The organism is Bradyrhizobium sp. CSS354 (assembly GCF_029051725.1).
Lineage (GTDB): Bacteria > Pseudomonadota > Alphaproteobacteria > Rhizobiales > Xanthobacteraceae > Bradyrhizobium.
On sequence record NZ_JAACFU010000007.1, the window covers coordinates 144048 to 164793 of the forward strand.

Annotated in this window: 21 protein-coding genes; 13 read left to right on the top strand and 8 right to left on the bottom strand. The window is 64.1% G+C overall.

Features of this window, described 5'->3' with window-relative positions:
* Positions 1-87 precede the first annotated feature (87 nt).
* Positions 88-1134, bottom strand: a complete 1047-nt coding sequence (locus GWG67_RS18955) for an ABC transporter substrate-binding protein (protein WP_275170874.1) — start codon at positions 1132-1134, stop codon at positions 88-90.
* 226 nt (positions 1135-1360) lie between these two features.
* Here GWG67_RS18955 and GWG67_RS18960 point away from each other — a divergent pair, with 226 nt between their 5' ends.
* The 7 genes from GWG67_RS18960 (at position 1361) to GWG67_RS18990 (ending at position 6894) form a co-directional block, all read left to right on the top strand.
* Entirely contained in the window at positions 1361-1729 is a 369-nt protein-coding gene (locus tag GWG67_RS18960; protein WP_275170875.1) for a hypothetical protein, read from the top strand.
* A 115-nt stretch (positions 1730-1844) separates the two neighbouring features.
* The gene (gene hisE / locus GWG67_RS18965; RefSeq protein WP_275170876.1) at positions 1845-2249 is read left to right on the top strand and encodes a phosphoribosyl-ATP diphosphatase; all 405 of its coding nucleotides are present in this window, start codon (positions 1845-1847) and stop codon (positions 2247-2249) included.
* Between the two features lie 45 nt (positions 2250-2294).
* On the top strand, positions 2295-2897 hold the full coding sequence (locus GWG67_RS18970) for a YqaA family protein (RefSeq protein ID WP_275170877.1): 603 nt from the start codon (positions 2295-2297) through the stop codon (positions 2895-2897).
* A 47-nt stretch (positions 2898-2944) separates the two neighbouring features.
* The gene (locus tag GWG67_RS18975; RefSeq protein WP_275170878.1) at positions 2945-3481 is read left to right on the top strand and encodes a hypothetical protein; all 537 of its coding nucleotides are present in this window, start codon (positions 2945-2947) and stop codon (positions 3479-3481) included.
* A gap of 30 nt (positions 3482-3511) precedes the next feature.
* Entirely contained in the window at positions 3512-4912 is a 1401-nt protein-coding gene (locus tag GWG67_RS18980; RefSeq protein ID WP_275170879.1) for an aspartate ammonia-lyase, read from the top strand.
* Positions 4913-5061: 149 nt separating this feature from the next.
* The gene (locus GWG67_RS18985) at positions 5062-6030 is read left to right on the top strand and encodes a nitronate monooxygenase family protein (protein ID WP_275170880.1); all 969 of its coding nucleotides are present in this window, start codon (positions 5062-5064) and stop codon (positions 6028-6030) included.
* A 90-nt stretch (positions 6031-6120) separates the two neighbouring features.
* Positions 6121-6894 carry a thioesterase family protein gene (locus GWG67_RS18990; RefSeq protein WP_275170881.1) on the top strand — a complete coding sequence of 258 codons (774 nt, stop codon included), beginning with the start codon at positions 6121-6123 and terminating at the stop codon, positions 6892-6894.
* A gap of 37 nt (positions 6895-6931) precedes the next feature.
* Here the strand turns inward: GWG67_RS18990 and GWG67_RS18995 are convergent, their stop codons facing one another.
* Entirely contained in the window at positions 6932-8494 is a 1563-nt protein-coding gene (locus GWG67_RS18995) for an AMP-binding protein (RefSeq protein ID WP_275170882.1), read from the bottom strand.
* A 108-nt stretch (positions 8495-8602) separates the two neighbouring features.
* On the opposite strand from GWG67_RS18995, the gene GWG67_RS19000 reads away from it, so the two are divergent.
* The 4 genes from GWG67_RS19000 (at position 8603) to GWG67_RS19015 (ending at position 11582) form a co-directional block, all read left to right on the top strand.
* The gene (locus GWG67_RS19000) at positions 8603-9577 is read left to right on the top strand and encodes a nitronate monooxygenase family protein (protein WP_275170883.1); all 975 of its coding nucleotides are present in this window, start codon (positions 8603-8605) and stop codon (positions 9575-9577) included.
* A gap of 137 nt (positions 9578-9714) precedes the next feature.
* Positions 9715-9963, top strand: a complete 249-nt coding sequence (locus GWG67_RS19005; protein ID WP_018453152.1) for a hypothetical protein — start codon at positions 9715-9717, stop codon at positions 9961-9963.
* 132 nt (positions 9964-10095) lie between these two features.
* Positions 10096-10806 carry a hypothetical protein gene (locus GWG67_RS19010; protein WP_275170884.1) on the top strand — a complete coding sequence of 237 codons (711 nt, stop codon included), beginning with the start codon at positions 10096-10098 and terminating at the stop codon, positions 10804-10806.
* A gap of 86 nt (positions 10807-10892) precedes the next feature.
* Entirely contained in the window at positions 10893-11582 is a 690-nt protein-coding gene (locus GWG67_RS19015) for a hypothetical protein (protein WP_275170885.1), read from the top strand.
* A gap of 107 nt (positions 11583-11689) precedes the next feature.
* On the opposite strand, the gene GWG67_RS19020 is transcribed toward GWG67_RS19015, so the two are convergent.
* Positions 11690-11914 (bottom strand): cysteine rich repeat-containing protein, encoded by a 225-nt coding sequence (locus tag GWG67_RS19020; RefSeq protein WP_007597470.1) that lies wholly within the window; start codon positions 11912-11914, stop codon positions 11690-11692.
* Between the two features lie 235 nt (positions 11915-12149).
* Between GWG67_RS19020 and GWG67_RS19025 the strand changes: the two genes are divergently transcribed.
* Complete coding sequence (locus tag GWG67_RS19025; RefSeq protein ID WP_007597469.1) at positions 12150-12431, top strand: hypothetical protein; 282 nt, start codon at positions 12150-12152, stop codon at positions 12429-12431.
* Positions 12432-12548: 117 nt separating this feature from the next.
* Here the strand turns inward: GWG67_RS19025 and GWG67_RS19030 are convergent, their stop codons facing one another.
* The 5 genes from GWG67_RS19030 to GWG67_RS19050 all read right to left on the bottom strand — a co-directional run bounded on the left by GWG67_RS19030 (position 12549) and on the right by GWG67_RS19050 (position 18964).
* Positions 12549-14486: an ATP-binding protein gene (locus GWG67_RS19030; RefSeq protein WP_275170886.1), complete on the bottom strand. Its 1938-nt coding sequence runs from the start codon at positions 14484-14486 to the stop codon at positions 12549-12551.
* On the bottom strand, positions 14483-15166 hold the full coding sequence (locus GWG67_RS19035) for a response regulator transcription factor (protein WP_275170887.1): 684 nt from the start codon (positions 15164-15166) through the stop codon (positions 14483-14485). The genes GWG67_RS19030 and GWG67_RS19035 overlap by 4 nt, the downstream gene beginning before the upstream one ends.
* Before the next feature lie 141 nt (positions 15167-15307).
* Complete coding sequence (locus GWG67_RS19040) at positions 15308-18022, bottom strand: DUF2235 domain-containing protein (RefSeq protein ID WP_275170888.1); 2715 nt, start codon at positions 18020-18022, stop codon at positions 15308-15310.
* Between the two features lie 247 nt (positions 18023-18269).
* Positions 18270-18503, bottom strand: coding sequence for a hypothetical protein (locus GWG67_RS19045; RefSeq protein WP_275170889.1), 234 nt, complete (start codon positions 18501-18503; stop codon positions 18270-18272).
* Positions 18504-18661: 158 nt separating this feature from the next.
* Positions 18662-18964 (bottom strand): hypothetical protein, encoded by a 303-nt coding sequence (locus GWG67_RS19050; protein ID WP_275170890.1) that lies wholly within the window; start codon positions 18962-18964, stop codon positions 18662-18664.
* A 1176-nt stretch (positions 18965-20140) separates the two neighbouring features.
* On the opposite strand from GWG67_RS19050, the gene GWG67_RS19055 reads away from it, so the two are divergent.
* A complete protein-coding gene (locus tag GWG67_RS19055; RefSeq protein ID WP_275170891.1) occupies positions 20141-20620 on the top strand; it encodes a RidA family protein in 480 nt (159 codons plus the stop codon).
* The last annotated feature ends 126 nt before the right edge of the window (positions 20621-20746 follow it).

Below are 20746 nucleotides of genomic sequence, written 5' to 3' on the forward strand. Positions count from 1 at the left end.
GCGAGGAGCTCGGGCGGATAGAACGGAGTGAGCCCATACTCTAATCAGGGATCGGCTGCGAGATATAGCGGAAGCTGTCGGTTTTGCTCAGTTGATCAACCGCCCTGCGACTGGCGGCAAGAACCCGCCGTCGAAGATGTCGCCCGCCACCGGCCGTTTGCGGAATTTGAAATCCTGCCCAATCTGGTCGATCGAGCGATCCATGCGCGCCGGGTCGATGTCGCCGAGGCCGTTGCGACGGACCTCGTCAGTCAGGATGTTGTCGACGAGGACGGTGCGCAGGCGCTCCAGCTCAAGATCGCGGTCGCCGTCGTCGATGCGGCTCGCGGCCTCGCCCGCCGCGCGCGCCGGGTCCTTGACGGTCGCGTTGATGCCGGCGATCAATGCGCGGACGAATCCCTTCACGGTGTCCGGCTTGGCCGCGGCGAAAGCCGGGTTGACCACGACGGCAAAGCCGTAGGCCTCGCAACCATAATCGGCATAGCGAAGCACGACGAGATCGCCGCCTGGCACGCCGCGGTCGCGCAGGTTCACTGCCGAGAGATAGCTGAAGCCGGCGACGGCATCGACCTGTCCCGCGGAGAGGATTGGCTCGCGCACCGCGGCGCTTATCTTGTGGAATTTCACGTGATTCGTGTCGATGCCGTTCTGCTGCGCCAGCGCCGGCCACAGCCGCATCGACAGATCGCTATCGGCAACGCCGACGGTCTTGCCGTCCAGGTCGGGCAGGAGGTGGATACCACGGCTCCTGCGGGCGATGATCGCGTAGGGCGCGCGGTTGAACAGCACGAACACCGCCTTGACCGGTGCCGCATCCTTGTCGCGGAAACGGATCAATTCGTTGATGTCGACCAGCGCGAGCTCGCTGTCGCCCTTGGCGACGCGCGCAAGCGCCTCCGGCGATCCGGCCGCGCTGCTGAAGGAGACGTTGAGACGTTCGGCGCCGAAACTGCCGTCCTTTGCGGCAAGAAAGAACGGCGCCATGCTCGCATCGATCGGGCGGTCGAAGGTGAAGTGAATCGCAATGGAGGGCACGACGGTCTCGGCCGCGGTGGCATCGCGCGCAGTCAGCACCGCAAGCGAGATTGCAGCCGCCAGCAGACCGCGAAGAGCAATTGTCGTGAATTCGAACATCAGTCGCGCCGGTCCGGTGTTGTTATGACTTGGTGACGCTCGGAGCGCCGGCTGGCGACAAGCTTGTCCGCGCCAACATGAACGGCGGATGAGCGGGGTTGCGTCACGATCACGCAACCCCGTTCAGCTTGTGTTGGGGTAGGGGAACCCAACATGGGATGCGGGTGTTTGAGAGACACGAGCCTGTCATCAGGCACCATTCGAGGTCCCAAGGAGGGTCCAGGACATGTTTGATAGATTTTCGGGATTTGCCGGCCGTAAGGCCGTTCTCGCTACCACCGCGGTGCTGGCGCTGACCGCAATGGCTCCGACCGCTTCATACGCGGGCGGCCGTCATTGGCATGGTGGCGGCGGCGCGGCCTTTGCCGGCGCAGCCATTGCCGGTGCTATCGGCACCGGCCTCGCAATCGCAGCGACCCGTGACGCCTACGCTTATGATGCTCCTGCCTATTACGGCGGCGGCCCGGTCTACTACGACGACGGTCCGGTCTATTACGGCGGCGACTCGTATATCGGTCCGCGCCCGTATCACCGTTGCGGCGGCCCATACCAGTCCGCGCAGGGCGGCCAAGGTAACCTTTCGACTTGCTACTAGCTTTGGCTAGCAAGGTTTGACCAGCCGGCCGTCGCGCTTGCCGCGACGGCCGGCTTTTTGCTTTTGTTGTCGTGCGTTAACGTCCCCGCTATGGGTTTAGAGTAGCTTTGCGTACATGAGTGATTCGCTTGAGCGGCTATATCTGGCTGTGCTCGCGGCCAAAGATCTCGATCCGGCAACATCGCGTACGGCCCGGCTGTTTCAGCGTGGGCCGTCCAAAATGGCGAAAAAACTGGCCGAAGAGGCCATCGAGGTCGTCATCGATGCGGTCAATGGCGACACCGAGGCCGTGGTCCGGGAAAGCGCCGATCTGCTCTACAATCTCACCGTGCTGTGGGCCTCGGCCGGCGTGCGCCCCGAGGACGTCTGGCGCGAGATGACGCGGCGTGAAGACATGCTCGGCATCGCGGAGAAACTGCCGAAATCGGCGATGAAGCTGCCCAAAGTTGCGTCACCGCGCGTCGCCGCCAGGCGGCCTATCGTCGCGCTCGAAGGCCGCACCGCCCGCAAGCGCCACTAGTATTGGCACAAATCGGTCCCATCTCGGCATGGACAAATCCGTCCCATGGTGCTTCATCGCGGCGCCATGCTGAAACGTATCTACGACTGGTGCATCGACGCCGCTCACAAGCCTTACGCGCTCTGGATCATGGGCGCCGTGGCTTTCGCTGAAAGCTCCTTCTTTCCCGTCCCCCCGGACGTGATGCTGATCCCGATGTCACTGGCGCGCCCGCAGCGCGCCTGGGTCTATGCGGCGATCTGCACTGCCACGTCGGTGCTGGGGGGCCTGTTGGGCTACGCCATCGGTGCGCTGCTCTTCGACTCGGTCGGCCATTGGCTGATCGAGGTCTATGGCCTCGGCGGCAAGGTCGACGCCTTCCGCGCCTCCTATGCCGAATGGGGCGCCGTGATCATCCTGCTCAAGGGCCTGACACCGATCCCCTACAAGCTCGTGACCATCACGTCCGGCTTTGCCGGCTACAATATCGGGCTCTTCATCCTGTGCTCGATCGTGGCGCGTGGCGGGCGTTTCTTTATCGTGGCGATCCTGCTCAACCGCTACGGCGACTGGATCCGGGTCAGGATCGAGAAGCATCTCGGATTGGTGGTGGCAATCGGCGCGGCGGTGCTCGTGCTCGGCTTTGTCGTCGCCGTCAAATTGATCTAACCCCAAGGCGCTTTGCCACCGCGCCAGGTTCGGCTACGGTTGGCGTCATGATGCTTTCATCCGGCATTCCGGTCCTGCGACTGGGGACGCTGACATTTGCGGTGCTTTCGCTCCTGCTGGTTACCGGCCGTACCGGATGGCCGCAATCCGCGCCGCCGGCGCTCGGCTTGCAGGAGCAAGGACAGCAGGCCGCACCGGCGCCCTCGACAGCTCCTTTGTCGCCGCCGACGCATGAGGAAAATCCCGGGCTGATCAACGAAATGGGCAAGCTGTTCGACAAGCTGCCCTCGATTCTGCCGCCGATCAAAAGCCCGAGCGAGACCATGAACGATTTGTCGCGCCTGGCGAAGCCGTCGACCATGGTGTCGGGGCGCGTGGCCTGTCCGGCCTCGTCGAACGGCGCGCCCGACTGCAAGCTCGCCGCCGACAAACTCTGCCAGAGCAAGGGCTACACGGAAGGCAAGAGCCTGAATGCCGATTCCGCGGAAAAGTGCTCGGCCAAGGTTCTGATCCCGGGCAGGCAACGCAAACCCGATGACTGCCGCACGGATACCTTCGTCACCAGCGCGCTGTGCCAGAACTGAGAACGTCGCGCGAGCAAGCAAGGAGCGCCCATGAGCCGCACGGAGCAGGACTTCCTCGGACAGCGTGAGATCGCCGACGACATCTATTACGGCGTCCAGACCATCCGCGGGAAGGAGAACTTCCATATCACCGGCATTCCGATGAACCAGGAGCCTTACTTCGTGAAGGCGCTTGGTTACGTGAAGAAGGCCGCGGCGATGGCCAACCGCGATCTCGGCGCGGTGGACGCCAAAGTCGCGGAAGCCATCATCGTGGGCTGCGATCGCGTCATCGCCGGCGATATGATGGACCAGTTCGTCACCGACTTCATCCAGGGCGGGGCCGGCACCTCCACCAACATGAACGCCAACGAGGTGATCGCCAATCTCGCGCTGGAATCGCTCGGCTTCGCGAAGGGCGACTACCAGCACGTCAGCCCCAACGATCACGTCAATTACGGCCAGTCGACCAACGACACCTATCCGACCGCCTTTCGGCTGGCGCTGATCCTGCGGCTCGAGAGCTACATGACGGCGCTGCGTCAGCTCCAGGAGGCGTTCTTCGCCAAGGGCAGGGAGTTCGATCGCGTGCTGAAGATGGGGCGCACCCATTTGCAGGACGCGGTGCCGATGTCACTCGGCGCCGAATTCCGCGGTTGGGGCACCACCATGGGCGAGGAGGTCGATCGAATCTCCGAGGCCCGCGCGCTGCTGCGCGAGATCAATCTCGGCGCTACCGCGATCGGCACCTCTGTCACCGCGGCGCACGGCTATCCCAAGCTCGCGGTCCGGCATCTGAGCGCGCTTACCGGCGTCGACTTCATCCTTGCAGGCGACCTCGTCGAGGCGACGTCGGATACCGGCGCCTATGTACAGCTCTCCGGCGTCCTCAAGCGCACCGCGAGCAAGCTGACGAAGATCTGCAACGACATCCGCCTGCTCGCCTCGGGCCCGCGTGCCGGATTCAACGAGATCAACCTGCCGCAGCTTCAGCCGGGCTCCTCGATCATGCCCGGCAAGGTCAATCCTGTGATCCCCGAGGTCGTCAACCAGACCAGCTTCCTCGTGATCGGGCTCGACACCACCGTGACGCTCGCGGCATCCGCGGGTCAGCTCCAGCTCAACGTGATGGAGCCGGTGATCTCGTTCGCGCTGTTCTTCTCGATCCGCACCATGGAGCGCGCGGTCAACAGCCTGCGCGAGAACTGTGTCATCGGCATCACTGCCAATGCTGAGCATACCCGCAACATGGTGCTGAACTCGTTGGGTATCGTTACGGTGCTGAAGCCGCTGCTCGGCTACAAGCAATGCGCCGAGATCGCGCGCGAGGGCTACAAGAGCGGCAAGTCGCTGCACCAGATCGTCGTGGTCGAGCGCAAGCTGCTGAGTCAAGAGAAATGGGACGAGATGTTCTCGTTCGAGCGGCTGATCAATCCGGATTTGATTGCGTGATGGCGTCGTCCCGCGCTGAATTCCGCGCGTTGGAATTGCGGTAACGGCGTCCCTCCACGGCGCCAAAACGCAATACTTGACAGTGGAAAGATTGCCTTGTTGGTATGGCCCCCAATTTCATGTGACCGCCAAAAGAGGATCGTCTCGCAATGTCCATGCCTGCCTTGTTCAAGGGACGCCTGTCGATCCCCGTGATCGGTTCGCCGCTCTTCATCATCTCGGTGCCCGATCTCGTGATCGCGCAGTGCAAGGCTGGCGTGGTCGGCTCGTTCCCCTCGCTGAACGCGCGGCCGCCGGAGCTGCTTGACGAGTGGCTGGCGCGCATCACCGAAGAGCTCGCGGCCTATGACCGCGCGCATCCCGACAAGCTGTCGGCACCGTTTGCGGTCAACCAGATCGTGCACAAATCGAACAACCGGCTCGACCACGACATGCAGCTCTGCGCCAAGTACAAGGTGCCGATGATCATCTCGTCGCTCGGCGCGCGCGAGGAGCTCAATCAGGCGGTGCACGGCTGGGGCGGCATCGTCTTCCACGATGTGATCAACCAGAAGTTTGCGCACAAGGCGATCGAGAAGGGCGCCGACGGCCTGATCCTGGTCGCGGCGGGCGCCGGCGGCCATGCCGGCACGATCTCGCCCTTGGCGTTCGTCGCCGAGACACGAAAATGGTTCGACGGCCCGATCGCGCTGTCGGGCGCGATCGGCAACGGCAAGGCGATCCGCGCCGCGCGCATTCTCGGCGCCGACTTTGCCTATATCGGCTCGGCCTTCATCGCCACCAAGGAAGCTAATGCGGTTGAGAAATACAAGGAGATGATCGCGGGCGCGACGGCCGACGACATCGTCTATTCCAACCTCTTCACCGGCGTGCACGGCAACTATCTGAAGCCGTCGATCCTCGCCGCCGGTATGGATCCGGAGAACCTGCCGACCTCCGATCCCTCCAAGATGAACTTCGGCACCGACGCCTCCGGCGAGCGCGCCAAGCCAAAAGCCTGGAAGGAGATCTGGGGTTCGGGCCAAGGCGTCGGCAGCATCGACGGCATCGTGCCCGCCGCCGAAATGATCGCGCGCTTCAAGAAGGAATACGACGAGGCGATCGATCCGCCGTTGTGAACGTAGTCGTCCCGGCCTAGTGCGCAATTGCGCACGGGGGGCCGGGACGACAACTCTTGCTGAGCGCCGGATGTGCATCACGGAGAAACGATGACCCCCATCTACCGCGTCGACGGCGACAGCGTCGTCACCAGCCCGGATGCTGCGGGCCCGTGGGACCGGCGTATGCAGCACGGTTCGGCGCCGGCCTCGCTGGTGACGTGGGCGGCTGAGCGCATTCCGACGCCTGTCACGATGGACATCGCGCGCGTCACCATCGACCTGATGCGCCCGGTGCCGGTGGCGCCGCTCACGATCGCGACCGAAATCTTGCGCGAGGGCCGCAAGATCCAGCTCTGCGGGGTCAAGCTGCTCGCCGATGGCGTACAGGTGGTCGGCGCCACCGTGCTCAAGATCAAGCGCCAGGCGCTGACGCTGCCCGAGGATGTCAAGGCGCTGCCGGTTACGCTGCCGTCACCGGAGGACTCGCTGCTCGAGGACGGTCATGCCGCCACCAGCCCGTTCGTGCGCTCCGTCTCGATGCGCGCCGCGCGCGGCCGCTTCGGCCAAGCCGGCGCCGGCGCGATCTGGTTTCGCGTCGACCATCCCCTGATCGCAGGCGAAACGCTCTCGCAGGCGATGCGCGCCGTGGTCGCGGCCGATTTTTCCAACGGCACCGCCTCGACGCTCGATTTCCGCGCCTGGACCTACATCAACGCCGACCTCACCGTGAGCTTTGCGCGCCAGCCGGTCGGCGAATGGATCCTGCTCGACGGTGATTCCTGGATCGGCCCCGATGGTGTCGGGCTTGCGATGTCACGGCTGGCGGACCGGACGGGGTATTTTGGCCGCGCGGTGCAGAGCCTGGTGATCGAGAAGCGGTGAGGGGCGGCCTGAGACTGCGTGGCGTCCCGGGCAGGAGCTATCCCACCATCCGGTCCCGCCCGCTCCAGAATTCCCCGCGCAGCACTTTCTTGTCGACCTTGCCGACGCCGGTCATCGGCAAGTGCCTGACGAACTTGATCTGCTTGGGCGCGTGAGCCGAGCCCTTTCGCGTCCTCACCATGCTGATCAGCTCATCGGCATCGGGCGTAGCGCCCTCACGCGGCACGACGACGGCCGCAACGGCCTCACCCCATTTCTCGTCGGGGATGCCGACGACCGCAACCATGGCCACATCGGCGTGCTGTGACAGCACGTCCTCGATTTCCCGCGGAAAGATGTTGAAGCCGCCGGAGACGATCATGTCCTTCTTGCGGTCAAGGATGAACATGTAACCGCGTTCGTCCTTGCGCGCGATGTCGCCGGTATGAACCCATCCGTTCTTGAGCGTCTCGGCGGTGGTGTCGGGCCGCTTCCAGTACTCCGCCATCGCATGCGGGGCGCGCACGCAGATCTCGCCGGCTTCGCCCGTCTTTACCTCCCGATCGTTGTCGTCGAGGATCCGGACCTCGCAGGCCGCGATCGGGAAGCCGCAGGACAGGAACAGTTCGGGCGCCTTGGGATCGTGATCCGCCTTGCGCAGCACCGAGATTGGATAGCATTCGGTCTGGCCGTAAAGCTGTGAGAACACCGGCCCGATTCGTTCGATGCCCTCGATCAGCCGGCTCGGCGACATCGCGGAGGCGCCGTAGAGCACCAGCTCGAGCGAGGAGAGGTCGGTCCTGCTGAATGCGGGATGTTCGAGCAGCACATAGATCATGGTCGGCACGAACAGAGTGAAGTTGATGCGCTCGCGCGCGATCGTCGCCAATACCGCCTCGGGATCGAAACCCTTCAGCATGTGCACGGTGCCGCCCCGCATCAAGGTCGGCAGAACCTTGGTGCCGGCGACATGGCTGATCGGTGCCACCGCGAGGTAGCGTGCGCCATCGGGGATCTCGAAATCGGCGAGGATCGCGGCCGCGGCCCCGGCATTTTCGCGGTGGTAGCGCAACGCGCCCTTGGATTTGCCGGTCGTGCCACCGGTGTAATTCAGCGTGGAGAGATCGTCGGGGCCGGCGAGGCATTGCGCGCTGGCATGGCCTTCGATCTCGATCGCCTGCAAGAGATCGACGCCATAGTCGGCCGGTCCCACGGTGAAGACCGCCTTGAGCCAGCCCGCCTGCGCGGCGAGCTCGCCGCCGCGATCGCGGAAGGCGGCCGCATCGACCACCAGCACCTCGGCCTCGGAATCCTCGAGCTGGAACAATTGGTCTCCCTGCGACCCCAAAGGATGCAGCCAGGTGACGCAGAGCCGCGACAATTGCGCGGCGACGCCGGCGCACCAGGTGTCGGCGCGGTTCGCGGTGAGGAAGGCGACCCGCGCGCCGGGCTGCAATCCAAGCCGCATGAACACGCCTTGGATGCGCCCGATCAGGTCGATGGTGCCCTGATAGCTCAGCGATCCGCCGGGCCACGCGAACGCGGTTCGGCCCGGATAGCGCGACAGCGCCCGCAGCGCCTGCGCGCAAGTCGGGGACGATGCGTGGAGCGGATCGGACATATGTTTCCTCGCTGCTTTGTTATCGGCTTCTGGCGTGCCAATGTTTACCGCGACGCTAGCACAGGGAATGCGGGATGGAACGACAAAGCCCGCGCGAGGGAGGCATGCGTGACGTCAGATCGGCTGCAACGTTTCCACGGTCGTCTCGCCCTGCCGCTGATTGCCGCGCCGATGTTTCTGGTATCGGGCGTCGAGCTCATGGTCGCGGCCTGCCGCAACGGCGTGATCGGCAGCTTCCCCAGCGTGAATTGCCGTAGCACCGAACAACTCGATGAATGGCTCACTGACATCGAAGCGCGGCTGCGGCGGCATGAAGATCGAACCGGCCGCAAGGCCGCGCCGCTTTGTCCAAACCTGATCGTGCACCGCTCCAATGCACGGCTGGAGCAGGATCTCGCCGTGTTGCTGCACCACAGGCCGGAGATCGTCATCACCTCGGTCGGCTCCCCCACGCCGGTGCTCAAGCCGTTGCACGATGCCGGCGCATTGGTGCTTGCGGATGTTGCCTCGATCCGCCACGCCGAACGCGCGGCGGAAGCAGGTGCCGATGGACTCGTGCTGCTCACTGCGGGCGCGGGCGGGCAGACCGGCTGGCTCAACCCGTTCGCGTTCGTCCGCGCAGTGCGCGCGTTCTACGATGGCATCATCGTGCTCGCGGGTGGCATCAGCGACGGCCACGCATTGCGCGCGGCCGAAGTGCTCGGCTGCGATCTCGGCTACATGGGCACGAAGTTCATCGCGACCCACGAGAGCATGGCGGACGAGCGTCACAAGCGAATGCTGGTCGACGGCACCGCGGACGACATTCTGCTGACCACCGCGTTCACGGGCCTGCAGACCAGCATGCTGAAGCCGTCGATCGTCGCCGCGGGTCTCGATCCCGACGACCTGCCGGCGCGCGGGTCCATCGACATCGCCAAGGACATCGACGTTACCGCACGGGAGAACCGGCCAAAGCGCTGGCGCGATATCTGGAGCGGTGGGCACTCGACATCCGGCGTGACCGACGTGCTCGCGGTTGACGATCTCGTCGCAGGGACGGTCGCCGAGTATCGAGGGGCGGGTGGCCGCGTCTCCCCGTGAAAATGCGGAGGCCGACAGGGCCCGTCGTCCCATCACAGTTAATCGAGCGCTCCTCCGAAGCCCCCACTTAACGGCAGATTAACCAACCCCCGGCAAGAATCCCCTCAGGCGCCAATCAGGACCGAGAGGGACAGGCGATGGACTTCGACTTTCTCAACGCCAAGACGGCGGCTTCGCTGGACGAAATTCGCGTTCGCGTGGCCCACGCGCTGGCCCGCCACCCGCTATGCCGCAACGTGCGCTTCGACATCGTGAGCGTCCCCCGCACCCGCCGGGGCGGCAATTGGACGGTAGCGCTGCAGTCGGTCGAGCCGCGCGGAGTCTGGGAGGCCTCGGAGATCGTGGCCGACATCCAGGACGCTTATGATCTGGCACTAGCCGCCTGATTTTGTTTATCTTTCCGGGCAATGTCGCTGCAGTCCGCGCGATTGCCGCCGCAATGGCACGGTTAAGCCTTAATTATCGCCCAGTTTCCGGGCAGTGATCACGTGGACTTGAAGCCGGTTGCGGAGAGACGTTTGTCGAAAGCCATCACCATCGTCGTGTTGACCTGCTTCCTCGTCCTCGGCGCCGCCACCACCGCCATTCTCGGCCGCGACAGCGTGCCTAGCGTCAGCGCCGAAATGATCACGCAGGCGCCGGCAGCCAAGCCGCTTGCAACCAATCGGGCCGCCAAGGCCGATCGTCTGGTTCCGACGCTGGCGCTGGCCTCGGCCGCGTTCGACCCGGTCCAGGTTCCTGCCGACAAGCTCTCGCAAATGCCCGTGCTGACCGAGCCGCTGCGCCAGGCGTTTGCCGCCGCCACGCCATCCGATTTCCCGATGCCCAAGGCGAGCGTGAACGAGGCTCCGGCCGCTGCAGAGATTCCTGCCGTCGAAGTCCCGGCCAAGCCGAAGGTCGTCGCCAAGCCGCAGCCGCAGAAATCCTATTCGCTGCTGTCCGACGTGCAGATCGCGGGCATCAGGGACCGTCTGAAGTTGTCGTCGTCGCAGGAATATTACTGGCCGTCGGTCGAGACCGCACTGCGCAACGTTGTCCGCAAGATCTCGGCAAACAAGCTGTCCAATCCGAACGTGCAGGGCGTGCCGATCGATCCCAATTGCGACGAGGTCCAGCAGCTGAAGTCCGCCGCGATGCCGTTGCTGTTCCAGCTGCGTGACGACCAGAAAGAGGAAGTGCGCAAGCTCGCCCGCATCATCGGGCTCGAGAAGGTGGCACAGCAGATCTGACGCGCAAGTTCCTTCCGGAACTGCGCCTGTATCGGGAACATCCGGCAATCGACAAGCGTTGCCCGCTCCAAAGAGGGAGTGGACCAATGCGCGCCTCGACAGCCTATTTCGTCGGTGCAGGAACCATCGTCGCAGCCATCGCCATTGGTCTCGGCGGCGGCATTGTCGCCGGCAATATCATGAATCCGGTCTCGCCCAAGCAGGGGCCTGATACCAGCAAGATTGCGCAGCGCGCCGACGCCAAGCCCGCTACGACGAACGCGCCATCCGAGAGCCTGCAATATCTCACCGGCTCGCAGGCCTTCGGGGCCATGGTGGCCGCGCCAGCGCAGGCCGAAACCAAGCCTGAAGCAAAATCCGAAGCTGTGAAGCCCGACACGCAGGCCACTCAGGCCAACGCTGAACAGACAGTGCAACAGCCTTCGCAAGCGGCCGCGGTGGAGCCGCCGAAACCGGCACCGGCATCGCCTCCGCAAGTCGCAAAGCCTGCCGAGCGACAAGCATCGACAGAGCCGTCATCCACACCCGACAACGCCTATGCCAAGGCCAGGGATTCTGACGTCAAACGCGCCACGTCTGAACGGCGCCGGACGGAGCGCCGTGAGCGGTGGGCCGAGCGCCGCCACTACGATTCCCGCGAGCCGCACGGCATGCGCGACCGCACCGATTGGGACGATGTCGCGCGCAACATCCGCGAGGATTCCGATGCGCGCGATGTCGCCAGCCGGCCGCGCAGCGGTTTCCCGCAGATCAGGCTATTCGGCGACGACGATTAGCATCCATCCTCGCCATCGCGCACGCGCCCGACTTATGACCGGTGCATCGACGTCTATGGCCTGACGGCATTGGCGCCGGCGAGAATTGTGCCGCGGACGGCGACCACTCACCCGCCGTGCGACTCAACGACCTTGCGGCAGCCATCCGAAAGCTTCGACTTGTTCTCGCGTAGGCAGGCATTCATCTGCGGCGGCTTGCCGATGTGTTCGGCGCAGAATTTGCTCGCGTCGCTACGGCAGGTCATCTGCTCCTGTGGCGTCGGACCGGATTGTGCAGCGGCGGTCTGAGCGGTAGCGGCGAGCAGCAGCACGGCAAGAACCGAAATCTTCATAAAGCACCTCCTTGGGAATGTCGTTGGTCCCGCCTGGGATCAAGCGGGCCGGACCATCTCGCGAGGGCCGGGCGCAGGTCCATGCCATGTTCATGGCATCGGCCAGTCCGCCCCGCCGCCGTACCCCCATTTTCATGGCATGTATCAGCGCGCCGTCTTTTGTCATTCAGGCTGCACGTCGGCTGCGAGACCCGGTGATTGCATCGGGACGCCGAACGGGAAGCAGGAGAGCAAGATGTCGAAAAGAGCGGGAGCGCTGAGCGCCGGGTTGACGATTTTGGCGCTGGCAGGTGCGGCGATGGTTTCGCTGGGCACGAGCCCGGCGCAGGCGGTGGTCTATTGCAAGACAGTTGGCATACCCAAGGGCTGCGTGGTGCGGCCGACAGCGGCAGTGGTGGTTGCGCCGGCCGCCGCGGTCGCGGTCGCGACACCCGGGGTCGGTGCGCCCGGTGTCGGCGTGCGCGCAGGCACGCCGATGAATCGCGGTGGTCCGGTCAATCGCGTCGGCGTGCGCTGAGAAAGACGAAAGAGTTCGGGCGAAGGAGCATTGCGGACGAACCCCCCGTCCTCCGCAAGCAAATCATCCGGCCCGTCCCTCTCTCCGCGCGTCCCACACGTTCGGAGAGGGGGCTTTTCAGCCGACGGCGGCATCGCTGTCGGGGAAAATCTGCGGCAATTGTAACCGCACACGCGTGCCTGACGAATCTGAACTCAGATCTAGCGTCGCCCCGCAGCGCGCGGCACGGCTCCTCATGTTGCGAAGGCCTCGCGCGGTCTGGCTCGCGTCGGCGGCCCCGCCGCTGCCGACCGGCGCAGAACGATTCGCAAAGCCCCTGCCGTCATCCGCGATCCTGATCACACCGTACGGTCCCTGACCTTCGTCGACCGTCTCGATGGTGACCGCGATGCGGCGGGCGTCTGCGTGCTTGACTGCATTGGTCACGGCCTCGTCGAGGATGCGCACGATCTGGATGACATGCCATGGCCTGAGCTCGGGATGCAGCGGCAGCCCCTGCGGCGTCGCCACGTGCCAGTCGAGCGCGATGTCGTGCGGTCGCAATTGCGCGGTCGTGCGCTCGCGCCAGGAGCCGAGCGCGAGCATCAGGTCGCCGCCGATGTCGTCCATGGAATCGATGACGAGGCGGAGGTCCTTCAGCGCCGCGCGGGCGGCGTCGGTGATCGTCGCGCCCTCGTGGCCGCGCTCGGACAGTGCCACGATACTGATGAGCTGGCCGCCGAGGCCGTCATGCAGATCGCGCATCAGCCGCGTGCGCTCATTGGCGAGCGCGGCGGCCCGTGCACGCTCCTCCTCGCGGGCAAAGCTCGCCTTCAGCCGCTCCTCGGCCTCGCGAACGCGCGTCACGAGCTGGCCGGCAAAGCTGTCGACCTGGTTCAGCGCGCGCGCGAACCGCCAGGTCAGGCCGGCGCCGATCGCGACCAGCATCGCCGAATAGGACAGGCGCGAGAGGAAGATGCGCTCGTCGGTTACGATCTCGAACACCGACAGCATGTCGTGGACCCAGCAGATCAGCACGATAGTCACCGCGCAGCCGAGCGTGAAGCTTGCCGCGTCCTGCCGCCGCACCACCGCGGCAGCTGTGACACAGGCCATCAGGATCAGGCAGAGCCCGACGGTGGGAATCCCGAGCACGAGAAACAGAATGCGCGGCAGCGGCGGGCCGGCGATCAGCCCGACACCGAACACGATGAGCCCCGGCGTGAACAGCAACATGCCGTAGCGCGGCCAGCGCCAGCCGAAGAACAGCACGCCGAAGACGACGACCAGGGCGCTCTCGATCGGTGCGGACGCGAGCAACACTGCGGCGAGCCGGGAGGTGCTGACGGGGGGCACCGGTGGCGGCGCGAAGGCCTGCACCACGCCGAGTACCATCGCCACGGCCAGCACGCCGTAAACCGGCTCGCGGCGGCGCATCAGCCACATGATCGCCAGGATGACGGCGAGAATCGACTGCCAGGCGGAGAACACCACGGGCAACGTGACGAACATCAGCGTGCGTGTCTCGTAGGCGGGCCGCAAGGCCGTATCCGGCCCGACATAAACGGTGTCGAGAAATCCCTTGAGCGGTCCCCAGACCAACAGCCGCACCGTGATCTCGTTCGCGCCCTCGCGCAGCAGCGAGGACGGGATCGACCCGATCTGCGGGGTGTTGCGGTCGGGCCGGTTGGCATTGGCATCGCGTCGGGAATCCAGGACGACGACGCCGTTGATTGCGACTTCCACCGCGTTGCTGAAGCGCGGCAAGAATACCGACCATCCGGTCGTCCCATCGCTGCGGCGGAACGTGAAGGCGCCGGTGTAGAGCGGCGGGTCGGCCAGGGAATAGCGTGACGACGTGAAATGCGGCAGCGTCACGGGACGCGCCACGCCGTCCTCGCGCAGCGAGAATTCGCTCAATGCAAAGTCGTCGGGGTCGCTGGGCTGGAGCAGCCGCAGCCCGAGGATGGTCGCGACCAATATCAGCGCCTGGAGCAGCAGATAGGGCACGAGCCGCGAGACCAGCAGCCGGCGGCGCGCGGGTTTGACCGGTGCCTTCGCCGCGATCTCGCTCACAGCTTGATCAGGCCCTGCTGGACCGCTTCGAACACCGCTTCGCTGCGGGTGTGCACCTCGAGCTTGCGATAGATGTTCTTGATGTGACCGGGCACGGTCTGCCGGGACAGGCCGAGATGGCTCGCGATCTCGGCGTAGCTGAAACCCTTCGCGATCCCCCAGAGGATGTCGATCTCGCGTGGGGTGAGCCTGGCGGTGTTGAGCGCGGGACCGGGCGGAGGCTCGGCCGCATTCTGCGCGGTACCTTGTGTTCTGCGCACGATGAAGCGAGCGATCGAGGCCGAGATCGGCGAATGACCGGCGACCAGATCGCGCACGGTGGTGGCGATATCCGTGGGGAACGCATCCTTCAGGAGATAGCCGGTGGCGCCGACCGTGATCGCGGAGATCACGCTCTCTTCGTCGCCGAGGGCCGAGATCACCATGATCTCGGTGTCGGGAAAGCGTTGCCTTGTCTCGCGGATCAGCTCGACACCGTGGCCGTCGGGCAACCGCAGATCGGTGAGCAGCACGCGCGGCGCACGCTCGCCGAGCCCGGAGCGCGCCTCTGCGAGCGTGCCGGCACTGCGGACCTCGTAGCCGGCCTTGACCAGCGCGTCGTGGAGCCGCCAGCAGGTCGGCGCGTCGTCCTCGACGAGGAGGATGGTGATGGCTTCACCCGTCTCGCCATGTTCGGTCATGATCATCGTCCTGCACCGCGTGTCCCCCGCGGCGCAGGGCCAAGTTTAGCCGCGGTGCGGGCGCCGCGACACCCATAATCATGGGGGCGCGACGACTGTCGTCTTGTACCGGCCGCAAGCGTATGGCGACATTGCGCGCTGCTACTTGCTCGCCAGCGGCGATGCCGTCTTCGCCGAGGGCAGCGGAGGTGCGGGCAGGCGCTGCACCGTGATCTTCGCCGTGCCGGTGTTGTTGTGGTAGTACAGATCCGGCGGCCCCTGGATGATCTGGAGCCAGGACGGGACCATCCATTCCGGCATGAGCTGCGGCAAGATTTGCACCGCATCGTTTACGTAGAAGAACAGCTCGCCGGAGTCGGGCGCGACGAACTCGGCGACGACGCGGTCGGTCAGCCCTTCCTTTTTCCAGACCTGCCCTGCATCATCGAGCATGGCCTGCGGGATTGGCTCGAAATTTCCAAGCGTTTTCAGCCCGGCCTTGAACTGGTCGATGTCGTCGAGGCTGACTGGGTATTGATCCTGTCCTTCGACGTCGTCCTCGGCAGGAACCGTCGGCTTCGTCCGGCGCGGCAATGCGTCAGCCGGGATCACGTTGACCGCCTGCAACGGTAGGTCATTCATTCCTTTCGTTCCGATGCGGACCACTGGTTGGAACCAGTTTGCTGCGTACAGACGCAGCTCGGGCAAAGCGACATAATGGCGTAGCCCGTGGGTCTGGAAGCCGTTCGCTCCACTCATGGTGGTGCGGTCGAACCAAGGGTCTTTGACCTCGACAAAGACGCGGTATTTGCGACCCTTCTCGACGGCGAGCCCGCTCCACCAGCAGAAGGCCTTGGTGTCGAACAACGCAATTGCGTCGGTCGGCTCGTCGCGGACCGGCGTGCCGATGCGAGGTACAGCAGGATCCTGGCTCGTCGTGCAGACCTTTCCAAGGGCAACGCGCCCGGTGAAGAGGCTGTTCGACAGCAGAAGCGCCGCCGAGCCGAAGACCGCAACCAGAAAGACTGCGGGCACCACGCCCTTGGCTATGAACAGCCGCGCCGGACCGGCATTCATCCGCATCCAGTGCCCGAACTTCAGGAGAGGGCCTGGCTCGTCGAAGTGACTGCGGCTTGCCTTGCGGCGCGGCGTATTCCAGGCAAGACGCGCTCGCTCCTGGATCGTGTCGCGCAGCTCAGAGTTCTTGTTCCAGGCCCACCAAGTCAGTGCCGCCACGAGCGAGGTCAGGAAAGGATAGTAAATCGCGACGTTGAGCCAGGGCGCTGCATAGGACGGCAGTACCTCCCTGGCGAGATTGGCGAGCGGGGCCACCACGGCGCCAAACACCCAGTCGATGTTGGCGATGATGGAGATCCCCTGGTGACCCACCGGATGTTTGGACCATTGCACCAGCGGATGCGCGATCAAGGGCCAGACGGCGATCACGCCAGCCATGAACAGCAGCGAGAAATAGGCGACGCGCCGCCACCATACGGTGTCGCGCGCGAGCGAGGCCATCTCGGCGTCCGGCATGCTCATCGCGGTGAAGGCATGGGCCTCCTTCTGCCGTCGTGGTCCCCTGGCCTTGGCCAGATAGGCCGTCTTCACCGCCTCGCGAGTCTCCTCGTCGGCGAGGTCGAGCTTGTCGCCATTCGGCATCAGCACCCGGGCATCGGCCGGAAGCATGATCGGCGCATAGTCGTCGCAGCCGTGCAGCATGCGCTCGACCACGGCGAAGTGCACCACAGGCGCACCGCCATTCGCCGCGCCTGGCAGGACCGGGCGCGGCCCGTAGCGATACAGCACCGCGGCGCCGCTGCGTGAATCATGCATCGGCCCGATCGCCGATTGATAATCCTTGAAGTGCTGGATGGTACCGTTCTGGAAGCGGAGCCGGCCGTCGAGCTGATCAGCCATCCAGACCAGGGGCACAAAGGACAGCGTGGATTCCGGATAGCCGCCGCCGATGTCGGAATGGACGCCGGTGAACCACACCTCCTCGACCGCCTGGCTGGGCGCCAAATGGCTCTGGTCGATCCGCAACGGATGGAAGGTGGTACGCTCGTCGTCCAGCGCCAGCGCATGCGAGATGTGCTTCACCTTGCGCGAGGGCCGATGATTGCGGAACGAGATCGGCCAGATCGCCCAGTCGATCGCGACGCGCAGCTCCTCGATCGGGACGCCGAAGGCCTCGACCGTGTCGAATAGCCCGAGAAATTCGATCTCGATCTCCTTGCGGCCGTTCATCGCCGCGCGGACGTCGGCGTACGTGCGATGCCGGAAGATCGCATGATAGAGATAGAGCAGAGCATCGCGGATGAAGCGCGCGATCCAGATCGTCGGCAGGCTCTTCTTCAACGGAACGGTGTTGCGGCGGTATTCCCGCCACGCGGCCATGGCGTTGCGCTCCATCTCCGCGTGAGACACCGGCGTATCGTCGATCTCTGCCGGCACCAGGCCCTGGCTCGCGATCAGCGACGCCAGCGTGCGCGCGGTGAAGGCGCCGCGGCTGAAGCCGAAGATGTAGATCTCGTCGCCCTCGCGCCAGTTCCAGCACAGGAAACGGTAGAGCTTGCGGACGTTGCCGGGCACGCCAATGCCCGTGGCACCGTCGAGCGCGGCGAGCGGCGCCCAGCCGGCGGTGCCGACGCCCTTGATGTAGTAGGCAATCTGGTCCGGCTGGGTGTGGTCGAGCGCCTCGTAGAGTCGCCAGACGCTGGATTCCTGGACGGTAAACGCATTGCCGGTGCCGTCGGCGAACAGCACCAGCTTGCGTTTTGCCGGGATGGCGGTGGTCGTCGCGTCGGAATGCATCTCGATATGCGCGCGTTCTGGTCCGGCAGAATCAGCGTTCGGCGCGCCATCATGGTGCGGCATGAGCCCCTCCGGCAATTCGACGGGGACGCGCTTCAGGCCCGAGCCGGGCAGCACTCCCCAGCGTCAATCAATGGTTGCAATAGTTGCGTCGTGAAAATGCAGGTGCATTCTGCACACAATCCCGCTGAGGTAGCAAGCAGGAAGCGCGGCCGCGGGACGATATGGGTGAAGCAGGCCAGTGATACGGCGTTGCTCGCCCTGGGTTGATGGGCTGGCGAGATCCGCGCGTTCGTCCAGGATGGCCCCTCTACGAAGCCTCTCCCCGCGGCGGCGGATATCGTCGGGCCAGCGCCGACAATGGCAAGTGTCGCTCGCCCTCCGGCAGCTCCAGATAGGCGAGCACGAGCGGCCGTTTCCAGTCACCGACGCCGAAATCCATTGCCATCCATTTCTGCGGTTCGGGGCCCTCGAGACCGCGCACCCAGACGAAATAGCGGGGGAGATCGTCGGCTTCCGTTTCCGTCGCGCGTCTCCTGGCCATCGAAGCTGCTCGCTGCATCAATACATGTTGCCCCACGATATAGGGACTGGCACGGCGAAGTCGAACCGGCGAGAGAGGGCATGCCGGAAAGCACGCGGCCCTCTCCTGGCGAAGTGTCCCAGGGATGCGGATGCGAGCCGTACGGCCGCCCGCTCTCGTCACTGCCAGAGTTCGCAGGTCGCAACCCGGTTGATGTCCGCGAGCCGCCGGCTGGTGTCGCCCTCGAGGTCGAGGCTGGCGACCAGCGTCAGCAGGCGATGATAGGCCCCGTCAGCGACCGCGACGGGCAGTGGAGCCTCATCGAACGTCTCGACATAGCTGCCGACGAGACCGCTCAACAGACGGCACAGGCCGCGCTGTTCGGGGTCATCGCGGCCGAGCGTCTCGAGCTTTTGCTGAAAGATACGGAAGGTCCGCAGGCCGTGGTGCTGTTGCGAAAGCCACGTGTGCAGGTCGTTCATATAAGCTCCTTCGAATTGCGGAAGAAGCTACCGGTTTATACAGGTGGGATGTGACGATTGCTAGGGAGGGGAAAGTCGAGACAGTCCGTCTTCGCCAAGAGGCTTCGCCGGACACGCTTCACCCTTTTGGGCTTGGCGCGGGCTGCGCCACGCGAAGCCCGAAAGGGCGAAGCGTGGTGCCCCTGGCCGACAATCGCATAGTCGAATAACGAGTTGAATTTGCGATAGTTTTAGTCGCCGATTGCTGCGGATACCAACAGGAATACCAACAAGATTACGGACGGCAGTAGCTCGCAAAAATAAATCAGCAAGCGCTCGGCAGCAGGGAGGGCCCCATGCCGTTCCGGTCTCCACAATCGCCGACCGGGATCGAACCCGGCTCAGACTCGAAATCTTTGGAGGAGGCAGGCGAGCGCTTACTCAGCAGCTTTCAGTCTTCTTCGAAGTGGAATGATTGAAAATCGTGAGTTTGACTCCCACTCCCCTCCGCCATTTGAACGATTTTGTGCGCCAACCTACGATTTTGAACTGTTTCCTGCGCGATAGAGCGCTAGAGCGCTATTGGCCTTCGACGCCTGCGCGGGGCGCGATAATGCAGGAATCGATGCCCACCCAATGATGGCTCAGGCCCAAAATGCGATCGTGCGATCAGTACGGCCGGATACCTATTGTTCAGGTCTCAAAAACTTCGTCGCAGCGCTCAGCGTCGTTTCTGGTGCGATACGCTTCGGAGTTGCAAAGGACCGCTTGTGGCGCCAAGCGGCCGTTCGTACGCCGACATTCGGCCCGCGACTGATAAGGACACATCACTTTGAAACCAGGCTTGGGAAGGGGCCCACAGTATCACGCACTTCATTGCGCCGTGTGGGTCTACTTCGAGACATTCAAGAGCTGGATCTTCGCTATAGAGCCGGCCAGAAAAGCCTATGTCAGCCTGCCTCGGTGGCTTTCGATAGAAAGGAGTGATTCAGCCATTTGTTCAAATTCGACAACGGTCGGTGAGCACCGGTTTCCCGGTTGAGTGAGCGAGCTGTCTCCGGCGTGTGTAGGTGGTTAGCGTATTTTCACAAATGGTTGTTGTGCAGGCCTCATTCCACCCCTCCTATTCACCGGCCCTGCTGTTGCAATGCGACTCCGGGCCTTTAGAGGAAGTGAACGCACTAAGGGAGATAGAGGATGCTCGTCCGTCTCATGACATCGCTGATGATGGTTGCCCTACTAAGTTGCGTGGAGGCTTCGGCTCAGGTGCAAGCGGATTTTAGGAAGGAGAGTTTCAATTACAGTGAATGGACTAAGGGCAAGTTCTCGGAGGTCGTGACCGTCACAAACGCGAGCAAGTTCATTTTCCTTTCTGGGACAGGGGCTGAGCGCGAGGGGGACGGCGAGATCCTGTTTCGCGACGACTTCATGGCGCAATGCAAATACGCGTACTCAAAGATCAAGAAGGCCCTGCAGGCACAAGGCGCCACAATGAACGACGTGGTACGGCTCGTTACCTACACCACCGACGTAAGGTTCTTCCAGGATGCGCTGAAATGCAGAGCAAATGCTTTCGGGAGTGCTCCAATCCCCGCCTCCACCTTCTTGGTCGTCAGTCAGCTCGCGTGGCCTTTCATGAGCATAGAAATCGACGTAACGGCCGCCCTTGGAAAATAGTGCTCGGCTCTCTGTCGACGGCTTGGTCGCCACCAACAGTCGGACGTGATTCTCGTGACGACTGCCCCTGTTGCTCGATGTGCCCCATGCCCTCCGCGCTGTTTTGCCATCGATGAAATCGGTCCG